This window comes from Pseudomonas sp. TCU-HL1, from assembly GCF_001708505.1.
In the GTDB taxonomy this organism is placed as follows: Bacteria; Pseudomonadota; Gammaproteobacteria; order Pseudomonadales; family Pseudomonadaceae; genus Metapseudomonas.
In genome coordinates, this window is record NZ_CP015992.1 from 4,697,048 (window position 1) to 4,710,076 (window position 13,029).

The window sequence follows — 13,029 nt, forward strand, 5'->3', positions numbered from 1 at the left end:
AGCCCTGCGGCTAGCCAGAATCCGGCAACCCCTAGCCTGGCCCACTCCGATGCAGCGTGTTGTCCGCTTCGTGCAGCAGTTGTTCAAGGTCCTGGCCACGGGTGGACTCGGCATGGCCAATGCGCAGGGTCAGGCTCTGCTCCGCCGCACGATTGAAAGCCCCCAGACCGGCACGCAGGCGCTGCAGGACAGCCTGTGGATCGCCGTAACCGGTGGTGAGCACGAGAAACTCGCCGCCGCCGAGTCGCGCAAGCAGATCATCTCGCCGGAATTGCGTCCGCAGCATGCGCGCCGCCGTCAACGGCAGGCTCTCGCCCGATCCGCTGTCGTTGCTGCCCACTTGCAGGTGGAGCAGCAGGCAAGGCACATCGCGCTGGCGTGCAGTTTCCAGCGCCTCGGACGCATGGCGCAGGAAACCGAGGCGGTTATGCAGGCCCGTGAGTTCGTCAGTCATGGAGAAGCGCTGGATGTCCTGCTCGACCCGCTCACGCTCGCAGGCTTCGTCATAGAGCAGGCGGTTGGCCGCCACCAGGTCCTGGGTACGGGCGATGACCCGCTGCTCCAGTTCGTTGTAGAGCTGGACATTCTCCATGGCCACCGAGGTGGAATCCGCCAGGGCTTGCAGCAGGCCGACCTCGCGCACACTGGCGAGGCGCGGGGTGGCCCAGTAGGTGCCGATGGCTCCCACCGGGGCCATGCTGCGAATAGGCACCATGACCAGGCTTTTGACGAAGGTGGGGCGATAGGCGTCGTGGGGGATTCGCGGGTCAAGGTAGATGTCTTCGATCACCGCAGGCTCGCGGTTGATCATCGCCCAGCCGCTGATGCAGCTCTCCATGGGGAAGCGCAGGCCCTTCCACAAGGGAGAGATGGCGTCTTCGTCCTTGTAGAAGCAACGGTCGCCGTCGCGCAGGACGAAGGTGGCGCCGTCGGCCCCAACCAGTTCCCGCGCGGCACTGCGGACGATCTCGGCGATACGGTCGAGATCGCGGGCCAGGGACAATTGCTGAATGGCCCAGACCAGGCATTCGAGATTGCGTTCGTAGCTGACAGCGGAACCATCCATAGACCCACGCCTCCGGACCGGGACGACAGCGCCCCGGATTCATATCAGCACAGAGCTTCAGTCGTTGCGAGAGGGCGACAGCAATTCGATCTTGTAACCGTCCGGGTCCTCGACGAATGCCAGGATGCTGGTACCGTGCTTCATCGGGCCCGGTTCGCGGGTGATCTTGCCGCCGCGGGCACGGATGCCCTCGCAAGCCTTGTAGACATCAGCCACTTCCAGGGCGATATGGCCATAGGCGTTGCCCAGCTCGTACTTGTCCACACCCCAGTTGTAGGTGAGTTCGATCACGCTGTTGTGGGCTTCGTCGCCGTAACCGACGAACGCGAGGGTGAACTGGCCGTCCGGGTAATCCTTGCGACGCAGTAGGGTCATGCCTAGCACTTCGGTGTAGAAGGCGATGGATTTGTCCAGGTCGCCAACGCGCAGCATGGTATGCAGCAATCTCATCGTTACTTCCTCATTGGTTGCCCGTTTTTACAGGGCTCAAAATGAAAAACCCCGGCTCATGGCCGGGGTTCGTAGGCTCATGCCGAAAGCTTATCAGAACAGCTTGCGGCCCTTGCCAGCAGCGATGCGCATGCGCAGGGCGTTGAGCTTGATGAAGCCTGCGGCGTCCGCCTGGTTGTAGGCGCCGGCATCGTCCTCGAAGGTGGCGATGTTGGCGTCGAACAGGGAGTCGTCGGACTTGCGGCCAACCACGATGACGTTGCCCTTGTACAGCTTCAGGCGCACCACACCGTTCACGTTGGCCTGGGAGGCGTCGATCATCTGTTGCAGCATCAGACGCTCCGGGCTCCACCAGTAGCCGGTGTAGATCAGGCTGGCGTACTTGGGCATCAGCTCGTCTTTCAGGTGAGCCACTTCGCGGTCCAGGGTGATGGACTCGATGGCGCGGTGGGCCTTGAGCATGATGGTGCCGCCGGGGGTCTCGTAGCAGCCACGGGACTTCATGCCGACATAGCGGTTCTCGACGATGTCGAGGCGGCCGATGCCGTTCTCGCCACCGATGCGGTTCAGTTCGGCGAGCACCTGGGCCGGGGTCATGTCCTTGCCGTCGATGGCAACGATGTCGCCATTACGGTAGGTCAGCTCGATGTAGGTCGGGGTGTTCGGCGCGGCTTCCGGGGATTTGGTCCAGCGCCACATGTCCTCTTCGTGCTCGGTCCAGGTGTCTTCCAGCACGCCACCCTCATAGGAGATGTGTAGCAGGTTGGCGTCCATGGAGTACGGGGACTTCTTCTTGCCGTGACGCTCGATCGGGATGGCGTGCTTCTCGGCGTAGTCCATCAGCTTCTCGCGGGACAGCAGGTCCCACTCACGCCAGGGGGCGATCACTTTCACGCCAGGTTTCAGCGCATAGGCGCCCAGCTCGAAACGCACCTGGTCGTTGCCCTTGCCGGTGGCGCCATGGGAGATGGCGTCGGCGCCGGTCTCGTTGGCGATTTCGATCAGGCGCTTGGCGATCAGCGGACGGGCGATGGAGGTACCCAGCAGGTACTCGCCTTCGTAGACGGTGTTGGCGCGAAACATCGGATAGACGAAGTCACGGACGAACTCTTCGCGCAGGTCATCGATGTAGATTTCCTTGACGCCCATCGCCTGGGCCTTGGCGCGGGCCGGTTCGACCTCCTCGCCCTGGCCGAGGTCAGCGGTGAAGGTCACCACTTCGCAGTTATAGGTATCTTGCAGCCACTTGAGGATTACCGAGGTGTCCAGGCCACCGGAATAAGCCAGGACAACCTTCTTTACGTCCGCCATGCCATCAACTCCACGGGGTTGTACGAAAAACCCGTGATTCTACTGACCTTGGCGGCCAAATTACAGTGGGGCGACAGCTTATGACGACGAGGCGACAGATTCTGTCAGCGGCGCGACGAGCGGCTGGTTCAGGAACCCGCTGGCGGTTACGGCCTGGGGGCCTCGTCCTTGACGCCGGGAGTGGCCGCGGGCACGCCCGGCGCGGTGGCCGGGACACCTGGGGCGACAGCGGGCGTGGGCGTCTCTGCTGGCGCAGGAGCTGATGCCGTTGCGGTGGCTGGTGTATACGCGGGCAGCTCGACACGGGACAGCTGCACGGTGGCGCGCCGGTTCTTCGCACGATTGGCCGAGCTGTTGTTGGGCGCCAGCGGATAGCGCTCGCCGTGGAAGCGCATGACCATCTGCGCCTCGGGGAAGCCGTTGGCCTTCAGGTAGTCGAACACCGTCAGGGCCCGGCGGCGCGAGAGGTCGCGGTTGGTCAGGCGGTTGCCGCTGTTGTCGGAGTGACCGTCGATCTCGATGTGATTGACGCTGGGATCGGCCTTGATGAAGTCGAGGATGATATCCAGCCTGGCCCGAGCCATGTCGTCCAGATCGATACCGCCGCCGGGGAAGCCAACCTGCAGGTGCTTGACTTGGTCGAAGTTCACCGGCAGCAGTTTGGCGGTACAGGCCAGGTAGTCCTGGTAGGCCTGGTTGAACTTCACCGGCAGCAGACGCACTTCAAGGGCGTCACCGCCCTGCCGCGTGCGGTGGCGCACCGCCGGGCTGCGGCCCTCCAGCAAGCCTGTGAGCAGGCGCCCCGCCTGTTGCTGAGAGGTATTGAACGGCACCTCACCGCTGCCGACGCTGACCACGCCCAGATTGATGTCCCCCCTCCCCGGCTGCCAGGGAGCGGCGGCCGCCAGCAGGGTGGCGGAGCCGGTACCCATCCAGCGTTCACGGGCCTTCAGGCGGAAGGTGGCCTGCTCGCCGGCCCGCCGAACGAACTCGCCAGAGCCGAAGTCAGTGATGGGTTGCGACAGGCGGCACTCGAACTTGTCGCCATCGACCTTCCACTCCACCTTCTCCAGACGAGTCTGGAAAGTAATGGCCATGGCCGGCAGGCTGGCGAACAAGCTCAGGACGACGAGGTAGCGCTGGCGCACGGCGGGCTCCACGGGGAATTGCGGCGTTCCTGCTGGATATCGGTGGCGCTCGGCAAAACTTGAGCGCGGAATTGCTGGCGCACCCGCCCGAGGATCAAGCCCTGCGTGCCCCTGTAGGGCTTTTCCGGTAGCATGTCCGCCCAGTTCTGCCCGCCTGGAAGCCCCTCATGTCCGACCGTTTGACCCTCCTGCGTCCCGACGACTGGCACATCCATCTGCGTGATGGTGCCGTCCTGGCCCACACCGTTGCGGATGCTGCCCGTACCTTCGGCCGCGCCATCATCATGCCCAACCTGGTACCCCCGGTTCGCAATGCCGAGGAAGCCGATGCCTATCGCCAGCGCATCCTGGCCGCGCGTCCGGCCGGCAGCCGCTTCGAGCCGCTGATGGTGCTCTACCTCACCGATCGCACCAGCCCGGAGGATATCCGCGCAGCCAAGGCTTCCGGTTTCGTCCATGCGGCCAAGCTCTACCCGGCCGGCGCCACCACCAACTCGGACTCCGGCGTCACCAGCGTCGACAAAATTTTCCCGGCGCTGGAAGCCATGGCCGAAGTGGGCATGCTGCTGCTGGTCCACGGTGAAGTGACCCGCGGCGAGATCGACGTGTTCGACCGCGAGAAGGTGTTCATCGACGAGCACCTGACCCGTGTGGTCGAGCGCTTCCCGACCCTGAAAGTGGTGTTCGAGCACATCACCACCGGCGACGCGGTGCAATTCGTGCAATCGGCCTCAGCCAACGTGGGCGCTACCATCACCGCCCACCACCTGCTGTACAACCGCAACCACATGCTAGTGGGAGGCATCCGCCCACACTTCTATTGCCTGCCGATCCTCAAGCGCAACGTACACCAGGAAGCCCTGCTGGACGCCGCGACCAGTGGCAGTGCCAAGTTCTTCCTCGGCACTGACTCGGCGCCTCACGCCAAGCACGCCAAGGAGGCCGCCTGCGGCTGCGCCGGCTGCTACACCGCCTATGCCGCCATCGAGCTCTACGCCGAAGCCTTCGAGCAGCGCAACGCGCTGGACAAACTGGAAGCCTTCGCCAGCCTCAATGGCCCGGACTTCTACGGCCTGCCACGCAATACCGACCGCATTACCCTGGTGCGCGAGGAATGGACCGCCCCCGCCACCCTGCCGCTGGGCGAGCAAGTGGTCGTACCGCTGCGCGCTGGCGAGAAGCTGCGCTGGCGCCTGCTGGAGGAACAAGCGTGAGCGAGGATCTCTACGACGACGAACTGGATAGCAGCCTGCCTTCCGGCCCGCGCCACCCCATGGCCGCGCGCTTCCGTGGTTACCTGCCGGTAGTGGTGGATGTGGAAACCGGTGGCTTCAACGCCGCCACCGACGCCCTGCTGGAAATCGCCGCGACCACCATTGCGATGGATGAGCAGGGTTTCCTCTATCCGGACCATACCCACTTCTTCCGCGTCGAACCGTTCGAAGGCGCCAACATCGAACAGGCTGCGCTGGAGTTCACCGGGATCAAGCTGGATCACCCCCTGCGCATGGCAGTGAGCGAGGAGCACGCGCTGACGGAAATCTTCCGTGGCCTGCGCAAATCGATCAAAGCCAATGGCTGCAAGCGCGCCATCCTGGTCGGTCACAACTCCAGTTTCGACCTCGGCTTCCTCAATGCCGCGGTGAACCGGACCGCCCTCAAGCGCAATCCCTTCCACCCCTTCTCCAGCTTCGACACCGCGACGCTGGCCGGCCTCGCCTATGGCCAGACCGTGCTGGCCAAGGCCTGCCAGGCCGCTGGCATCGAGTTCGACGGCCGCGAGGCGCACTCGGCGCGCTACGACACCGAGAAGACCGCCGAGCTGTTCTGCGGCATCGTCAACCGCTGGAAGGAAATGGGCGGCTGGATCGACGACGACGATTGAGTCCCCGTCGAAATCCCAGACATGAAAAAGCCCGGCATGCCGGGCTTTTTCTTTGGCTTGAGAACCGCCAAACCTGATTCACGATTTCGCGAGCTAGAGAAGAGCAAGGCGAAATTGGCCGAGGACGCGGAGTTTACGAGCTGTAAATGAGCAGGCCGAAGCCATTTTCAACGCAGCTATTCTGACGCGCAGCAAATCGTGGACAGGTTTTTACAGGGAAGAAGCGTTCTCGGCCAGGTACTGGGCAACGCCTTCCGGAGAAGCGGTCATGCCCTTGTCGCCTTTCTTCCAGTTGGCCGGGCAGACTTCGCCGTGCTCTTCGGTGAACTGCAGGGCATCGACCAGACGCAGCAGCTCGTCCATGTTACGGCCCAGCGGCAGGTCGTTGACGATCTGGGAACGGACAACGCCGTTCTTGTCGATCAGGAACGCGCCACGGTAAGCCACGCCGTCTTCGGACTCGACATCGTAAGCCTTGGCGATTTCGTGCTTCATGTCGGCAGCCAGGGTGTACTTGACCGGGCCGATGCCGCCCTTGTCCACCGGGGTGTTGCGCCAGGCGTTGTGGGTGAAGTGGGAGTCGATCGATACGCCGATCACTTCCACGCCGCGAGCCTGGAACTCAGGAATGCGGTGGTCCAGAGCGATCAGCTCGGACGGGCAAACGAAGGTGAAGTCCAGCGGGTAGAAGAACACCAGACCGTATTTGCCTTTGATGGCCGAGGACAGGTTGAAGCTGTCGACGATTTCGCCATTGCCCAGAACGGCGGCAACGGTGAAGTCCGGAGCCTGCTTGCCTACGAGTACGCTCATTCCATGTCTCCTGGTTGTCATGAGTAAGTCAGTGGGGTCGGGAATCACAGCCTGGCCAGCCAATGTGGCGGCGCCGTGACACCCTCTCCCAAAAGGACGGGCAATCATACACTCGGCCGGAGGACCCGCCCACCGCTTTCGACTAGCGGGTCAACACACGCCGCCCTCCCGTCGAAGCCCCCTGGAAGGCCTCTGTTCCGGGCCTTTCAGACATATCTTTGACAATCATTCTCATTACTATTAGTATCCCTTTCATCCAACCACCCCCCCGAGTCTTGAGTCGCCATGTACGTCTGTCTCTGTCTAGGTGTCACTGACGGTCAAATTCGCGAAGCCATCTACGAAGGCTGCTGCAGCTACCGCGAAGTACGCAACACCCTGGAAGTGGGTACCCAATGTGGCAAGTGCGCTTGCCTAGCCAAGCAGGTCGTCAAGGAAACCCTGGCGGAGGTGCAGAGCAGCCAGGCCGCTCTCGCCTACCCCGCGGCATACGCCATCGCCTGACCGCTCGGCGGAAACTGGAAAACCGGACCTCAGTGTCCGGTTTTTTTGTGTCTATTTTTCAATTATTTAGACTTCAAATGTAGAAGTTAAACATTCTTATTTATATTCAAATTCATTTGCAATTCAAAGACTTAGATTTGACACACCAAGTTGCGAGGATCAGAATTCCTTAGTCATCCACTCTTCCTACGGCAGGACTCACATGAAAGGCGACAAGAAAGTCATACAGCATCTCAACAAGATACTTGGTAACGAGCTTGTTGCGATCAACCAGTACTTCCTGCACGCCCGTATGTATGAAGACTGGGGACTGAAAAAACTGGGCGAACACGAGTACCACGAGTCCATCGACGAGATGAAGCACGCGGACAAGTTGATCAAGCGCATCCTCTTCCTCGAAGGCCTCCCCAACCTGCAAGACCTTGGCAAGCTGATGATCGGCGAGAACACCAAGGAGATGCTAGCCAGCGATCTCAAGCTGGAACTGCACGCTGTTCCAGACCTTAAGACCGCCATCGCCTATTGCGAAAGCGTGGGTGACTATGGCAGCCGCGAACTGCTGGAAGAAATTCTCGAGTCCGAGGAAGAACACATTGACTGGCTGGAAACCCAGTTGGGCCTGATCGAAAAAGTCGGTCTGGAAAACTACCTGCAATCGCAGATGGACGAATAATCCAACCCAAATCAAAAAGCCCCGAAAATCCGGGGCTTTTTCATTTAATAGCGGGACGAAGTTAAAACCTGAAAAACAAGATCGAGCTCAATCAACAAATAGAACGGCGATATATAGCAAAAACTTCCAGCCATAAAAAAGCCCCGTACTCGGCGGGGCTCTTTCATTCAAGGACGGATCAGGCGCTGGCCTTGCTCACGGCTTCCTTGACCAGAGTCTGCAGCTCACCCTTCTCGAACATCTCGGTCATGATGTCGCTACCACCAACCAGTTCGCCGCCCACCCAGAGCTGCGGGAAAGTCGGCCAGTTGGCGTACTTCGGCAGGTTGGCGCGGATTTCCGGGTTCTGCAGGATGTCGACGTAGGCGAACTTCTCGCCGCAGGCCATCAGAACCTGCGCGGCGCGGGACGAGAAGCCGCACTGCGGAGCATTCGGCGAGCCTTTCATGTACAGCAGGACAGTGTTGTTGGCGATCTGCTCTTTGATGGTTTCGATGATATCCATTAGGCACCTCAGCTGAACGTTCCGACTGGCAAGTCGGCTGGATGGCGGCATTGTAACGGAAAGCCGAGCAGTGCGCTCGGGCTTCCCTTGCCTTCAGGCGGCCACAACTTCCACGGGAACGCCATTCAGCGCCGCGTTGCCTGACACCGCGTCCAGCTGGCGCTCGTCGGTCAGGTCGTTTGCGCTGGCGCCGGGCTGCTCGCTGGCAATGCCCATGCGCACCCCCGGCCGCGCATGCCCCCAGCCATGGGGCAGGCTGACCACGCCCGGCATCATGTCCTCGCTGGCGCCCACTTCCACTTCGATCACACCTACCCGTGAGCGCACCCTCACCCGCTGGCCATCCACCAGCCCGCGTGCCTCCAGGTCGCGCGGATGCATCAGCAATTGATGACGTGGTTTGCCCTTCACCAGTCGATGGTAGTTGTGCATCCAGGAATTGTTGCTGCGCACATGCCGGCGCCCGATGAGCACCAATTCGCCTTCGCCCGAAACAGGCTGAGCGACGAAGCGCTCCAGATCAGCGAGCAGGATGGCGGGAGCTGCTTCGACCTTGCCGCTAACCGTCTTGAGACGACCGACGAGATTGGGCTTGAGTGCCCCCAGGTCCACGCCGTGGGGATGCTCGCGCAGGCGCGCCACCGAGAGCTTGCGCTCGGAACGATCACCGTAAGGGCCGGCGCGCAGCCCCAGGTCGATCATCTGCTCCGGCGCCAGCGTAGGTTTCAGTTCGATGCCGGTGCGCGCGGCAAAGGCCTTGGCCAGGCCGACGAATATCTCCCAGTCATGCAGCGCGCCCACCGGCTTGGCTAGCACCGCGTCATTGAAGCGGGTGACGTTGCGCACGGCGAACAGGTTGAAGGTGGTGTCGTAGTGCTCATGCTCCAGGGGCGCGGTGGGCGGCAGGATCAGGTCGGCGTAGCGGGTGGTCTCATTGATGTAGAGATCGACGCTGACCATGAACTCCAAACCATCCAGTGCCTGTTCCAGCTGACGACCGTTGGGCGTGGACAGCACCGGGTTTCCAGCCACGGTCACCAGGGCCCTCACCTGTCCCTCGCCAGGTGTGAGCATCTCTTCGGCCAGCGCTGCCACTGGCAGTTCGCCGCCGTACTCGGGCAGTCCTGATACACGGCTCTGCCAACGGTTGAAATGGCCGCCGGAGGTCGCGGCAACCAGATCCACCGCCGGCTCGGTGCACAGTACGCCCCCTACCCGATCGACGTTGCCGGTGACCAGGTTGATCAACTGGATCAGCCACTGACAGAGGCTGCCGAAGGCTTGCGTCGACACGCCCATGCGGCCGTAGCAGACCGCACTTTCGGCGGAGGCGAAGTCCCGCGCCAACTGACGAATCTGCTCCGCCGGAATGCCGCAACGCTGGCTCATGGCCTCGGGCGTGAAACGAACGATCGCCTCACGCACCTGCTCCAGCCCTTCCATCGGCAGGTGGGTGGCTCGCCCCAGCCCCTCGTCGAACAGGGTATTGAGCAACCCGAACAGCAGCGCTGCGTCTTGCCCCGGGCGCACGAACAGGTGCTGATCGGCCATGGCTGCGGTTTCGCTTCGGCGGGGGTCGACCACCACCAACTTGCCGCCCCTAGCCTGCAAAGCCTTGAGGCGTTTCTCCACGTCCGGCACCGTCATGATGCTGCCGTTGGAGGCCAGCGGGTTGCCACCCAGAATCAGCATGAACTGGGTGTGATCGATGTCCGGGATGGGAATCAGCAATCCATGGCCGTACATCTGCTGGCTGATCAGGTGGTGGGGCAGTTGATCCACCGAAGTCGCGGAGAAGCGCCCACGGGTTCTCAGCAAGCCCAGAAAGTAGTTGCTGTGGGTCATCAGCCCGTAGTTGTGGACACTCGGATTGCCCTGATAGACCGCCACCGCGTTATTGCCATGGCGCGCCTGGATGTCGGCCAGCCGCTCGGCAACCAGCGCGAAGGCCTCATCCCATTCAATGGGCAGCCATTCGTTGCCCGCGCGGCGCATGGGCTGGCGGATGCGGTCAGGATCGTTCTGGATGTCTTGCAGGGCCACGGCCTTGGGGCAGATATGGCCGCGACTGAAGCGGTCCTGGGCGTCGCCCTTGATGGAGAGGATACGGCGGGTGCCGTCTGGCTGATCCTCGGTCTCGATGGTCAGGCCACAGATGGCTTCGCAGAGATGGCACGCACGGTGGTGGAGGGTCTTGGTCATGGCCTGGCCTCTATTCTTGCTCGAGACGACCGGTCGGGTCGCAAGCACAAGACTATGGGGCCAGAATCGCCGCTCGGCCAGCAGCGTCATTGCCGTGAATCGGCAGGCATCAGGCCTGCCGATTCACTGCCATGGCTTAACGGATCGACTTGATGGTGCCCTTGTTGCCAGTCACCTTGGCGGTCACCTTCTTGAACACGAAATAGTCCTGCACGCTGAGTTCATAACGCGGTGCGACGATCAGGTCGGCGCCCGACTCCTTGACAGCCTTGTAGGCAGCTGCGGATTTCACTGCGGAGATGGGGTCCGGACCGAAGGGCAGGCCGCCGCCCGCATCGCCGCCGTAGGCCACGCCGTCAGCGAACTGGGAGTCCCCGCCGAATTGCAGGAAGTGGAACAGGATGTTCACCTCGGACTGTCCAGTGATCTGCTCACCCACAGCTACGTCAGCCTTGAGGTCGGTCTTCACGCTGCCGTTCAGCGGCGAAGTCGGCTGGCTGACGTTGTAGCTGCTGCAGCCGGTCAGGGTAGCAATGGCGGCGGCCAGGGCAGCGGGAACAAGGAACTTCTTCATTGGAATCTCCACGAATCATTGAATGTCTGCGCGGCTCCGCTGGTATTCCGAATGCGGATGCCGGCCCCGGGAATCACCCGATTCCGGGGACGCGACAACCTACCAACCAACGCTGCAAAGCATCAGTTCATGCTTTCCGAAAAGACACTCAGATACTTTCCCGCCGCGATGTTCCTGCAGGTCCGAATGCCGCGCCTCAGTGCGTTGGCTCAGCCAGGCAGACACGGTTCCGACCGCTGTTCTTGGCGCGATAGAGTGCGGCGTCGGCCTGTTCCAGCAGGCGCTCGGGACGGTCGTCCAGCCCCGGCATCTGGCTATGCACCCCCACGCTCACTGTCACCAAACCAAAAGGATTACCGGAATGAACCAGGCCCTGCTCGTAGACGGCCTGGCGAATCCGCTCCGCCACCAGCCGCGCGCCGGTGAGGTCGGTATGCGGCAACAGTACGGCGAACTCCTCGCCGCCATAGCGCGCCACGGTATCGCCGGCACGCACCTTGAAACGTTGCAGCACGTCGCTCACCGCCCGCAGACAAACATCCCCGGCCTGGTGGCCATAGCGATCGTTGTAGGCCTTGAAGAAGTCGACATCGATCATCACCAGCGCCAGGGGAGTACCTACCGTGGCTGCACGATGGAATTCGACTTGCAGGGCCTGGTCGAACTGCCGGCGATTGGAAATCCCGGTCAGACTGTCGCGGTTGGCCAGGTGGAGCAGCTCACGGTTCTCCCGCGCGATACTCTGGGCGGCGACCATGCGCTTGCGTATCCGCGCCACCAACCCGCCACCGACCAGGATCAGGGCCAGCACCAGCACGGCTACCAGACACCCTACCATCGCGGCCTTGCGTCCCCATTCAGCCAGTACTTCGTGCCGGGACATGGAAACCGCCGCCACCAGCGGGAAGTGATCCAGGGCCCGGTAGGCATAGACCCTGTCCACCCCGTCGAGCACCGAAATGCTCGCCCCCACGCCCACGGGCGAGCGCTTGAGGTCGGACTGGAACATGTAGCTTCCGGCCAGGCTGTCGCCGGTTCCACCGGTCAGCTCAGGCCGTCGGTAGATGATGGTGCCGTCGTTCATGGTGATCACGATCGAGCCTTCGTCACCGATGTCGAAGTGCTTGTAGAACTCGCGGAAGTGATCGATGCGGATGCTGGCCAGCACTACACCGGCGAAACGGCCATCCTTGTCATTGAAGCGGCGCGATACCGGCAGTATCCATTCGCCGGTGGAGCGGCTGCGGATCGGGTTGCTCACCTCGGTGTCACGGCTCACCGAATAGCGGTGATGCTGGAAGTAGTCACGATCGGCATTGCTGACATCCAGTGCCGGGGGCGGGCTGGTGTAATGGATCCAGCGACCTTCGGCGTCGTAGACGAAGACCCCGCCCAATTGCGCAGCACGTTGCTTGTAGGTCACCAGCAGCTGATTGATGGCATCAGGGCTGTTCTCGCCCCGCTCCAGCAGGTTCACCAGGCCACTGAGAACGATATCGGCTTCCTTGATGGACTCTTGGGCATGCTGGGCAATGGAATAGGCAAGGTTGGCGTTGGCCTTGTCCGCCTCCCTCAAGTAGAGCTGCTTGGAATCGAGCACCTGCGCCAGGTTCACCAGGATGGCGCCCAACCCCGCGACCAGCAGCAGGGCGTAAGCCAGCCAGAGGGAACGTCGCGTTCCCAGATAACCCTTAGCAGGTTCCGGACCGTTCCCGACCATCCGCACACTCCTCACTGCCCGTGACTGGGAACACCTTAGACAAGCACCTGTGCCGAAACAATCTGGAATGATGGGCAATTGCCACCACCCTGGAAGCCGTTGTAAAACGTCGGGCCCGGCGCGAACGGCAGATTAGAGCGGCCCGCCCGACTGCACGGGAGCGTTGCAACGCATGCCG

General features: G+C 62.1%; 13 protein-coding genes. 4 read left to right on the top strand and 9 right to left on the bottom strand.

Translation table 11 applies throughout. The annotated features are described in order from the left end of the window. Window positions 1–31: 31 nt before the first annotated feature. From THL1_RS21555 to THL1_RS21570, 4 genes are all read right to left on the bottom strand, one after another. Entirely contained in the window at window positions 32–1,066 is a 1,035-nt protein-coding gene (locus tag THL1_RS21555) for a GGDEF domain-containing protein (protein WP_069085140.1), read from the bottom strand. Between the two features lie 57 nt (window positions 1,067–1,123). Further along, complete coding sequence (gene gloA, locus THL1_RS21560) at window positions 1,124–1,516, bottom strand: lactoylglutathione lyase (RefSeq protein WP_069085141.1); 393 nt, start codon at window positions 1,514–1,516, stop codon at window positions 1,124–1,126. Window positions 1,517–1,609: 93 nt separating this feature from the next. Then, window positions 1,610–2,827 carry an argininosuccinate synthase gene (locus THL1_RS21565; RefSeq protein ID WP_069085142.1) on the bottom strand — a complete coding sequence of 406 codons (1,218 nt, stop codon included), beginning with the start codon at window positions 2,825–2,827 and terminating at the stop codon, window positions 1,610–1,612. Window positions 2,828–2,973: 146 nt separating this feature from the next. Beyond that, the gene (locus tag THL1_RS21570) at window positions 2,974–3,975 is read right to left on the bottom strand and encodes a flagellar protein MotY (protein WP_069086597.1); all 1,002 of its coding nucleotides are present in this window, start codon (window positions 3,973–3,975) and stop codon (window positions 2,974–2,976) included. A 167-nt stretch (window positions 3,976–4,142) separates the two neighbouring features. Here THL1_RS21570 and pyrC point away from each other — a divergent pair, with 167 nt between their 5' ends. After that, the gene (gene pyrC / locus THL1_RS21575) at window positions 4,143–5,189 is read left to right on the top strand and encodes a dihydroorotase (protein ID WP_069085143.1); all 1,047 of its coding nucleotides are present in this window, start codon (window positions 4,143–4,145) and stop codon (window positions 5,187–5,189) included. After that, on the top strand, window positions 5,186–5,860 hold the full coding sequence (rnt, locus tag THL1_RS21580) for a ribonuclease T (RefSeq protein WP_069085144.1): 675 nt from the start codon (window positions 5,186–5,188) through the stop codon (window positions 5,858–5,860). Before pyrC ends, rnt begins: the two co-directional genes overlap by 4 nt. Before the next feature lie 210 nt (window positions 5,861–6,070). Here rnt and THL1_RS21585 read toward each other — a convergent pair whose 3' ends face one another. After that, window positions 6,071–6,673, bottom strand: a complete 603-nt coding sequence (locus THL1_RS21585) for a peroxiredoxin (RefSeq protein ID WP_028626298.1) — start codon at window positions 6,671–6,673, stop codon at window positions 6,071–6,073. Window positions 6,674–6,958: 285 nt separating this feature from the next. Here THL1_RS21585 and THL1_RS21590 point away from each other — a divergent pair, with 285 nt between their 5' ends. Continuing rightward, window positions 6,959–7,177 carry a bacterioferritin-associated ferredoxin gene (locus THL1_RS21590; protein WP_069085145.1) on the top strand — a complete coding sequence of 73 codons (219 nt, stop codon included), beginning with the start codon at window positions 6,959–6,961 and terminating at the stop codon, window positions 7,175–7,177. 202 nt (window positions 7,178–7,379) lie between these two features. Next, window positions 7,380–7,850 (top strand): bacterioferritin, encoded by a 471-nt coding sequence (bfr, locus tag THL1_RS21595; protein ID WP_069085146.1) that lies wholly within the window; start codon window positions 7,380–7,382, stop codon window positions 7,848–7,850. A 178-nt stretch (window positions 7,851–8,028) separates the two neighbouring features. Here the strand turns inward: bfr and grxD are convergent, their stop codons facing one another. From grxD to THL1_RS21615, 4 genes are all read right to left on the bottom strand, one after another. Then, on the bottom strand, window positions 8,029–8,355 hold the full coding sequence (gene grxD / locus THL1_RS21600; protein WP_069085147.1) for a Grx4 family monothiol glutaredoxin: 327 nt from the start codon (window positions 8,353–8,355) through the stop codon (window positions 8,029–8,031). A 93-nt stretch (window positions 8,356–8,448) separates the two neighbouring features. After that, the gene (locus THL1_RS21605) at window positions 8,449–10,557 is read right to left on the bottom strand and encodes a molybdopterin-dependent oxidoreductase (protein WP_069085148.1); all 2,109 of its coding nucleotides are present in this window, start codon (window positions 10,555–10,557) and stop codon (window positions 8,449–8,451) included. Between the two features lie 136 nt (window positions 10,558–10,693). Continuing rightward, window positions 10,694–11,131 carry a hypothetical protein gene (locus THL1_RS21610; protein ID WP_069085149.1) on the bottom strand — a complete coding sequence of 146 codons (438 nt, stop codon included), beginning with the start codon at window positions 11,129–11,131 and terminating at the stop codon, window positions 10,694–10,696. 196 nt (window positions 11,132–11,327) lie between these two features. Then, complete coding sequence (locus tag THL1_RS21615; protein ID WP_069085150.1) at window positions 11,328–12,851, bottom strand: sensor domain-containing diguanylate cyclase; 1,524 nt, start codon at window positions 12,849–12,851, stop codon at window positions 11,328–11,330. Window positions 12,852–13,029: the final 178 nt, after the last annotated feature.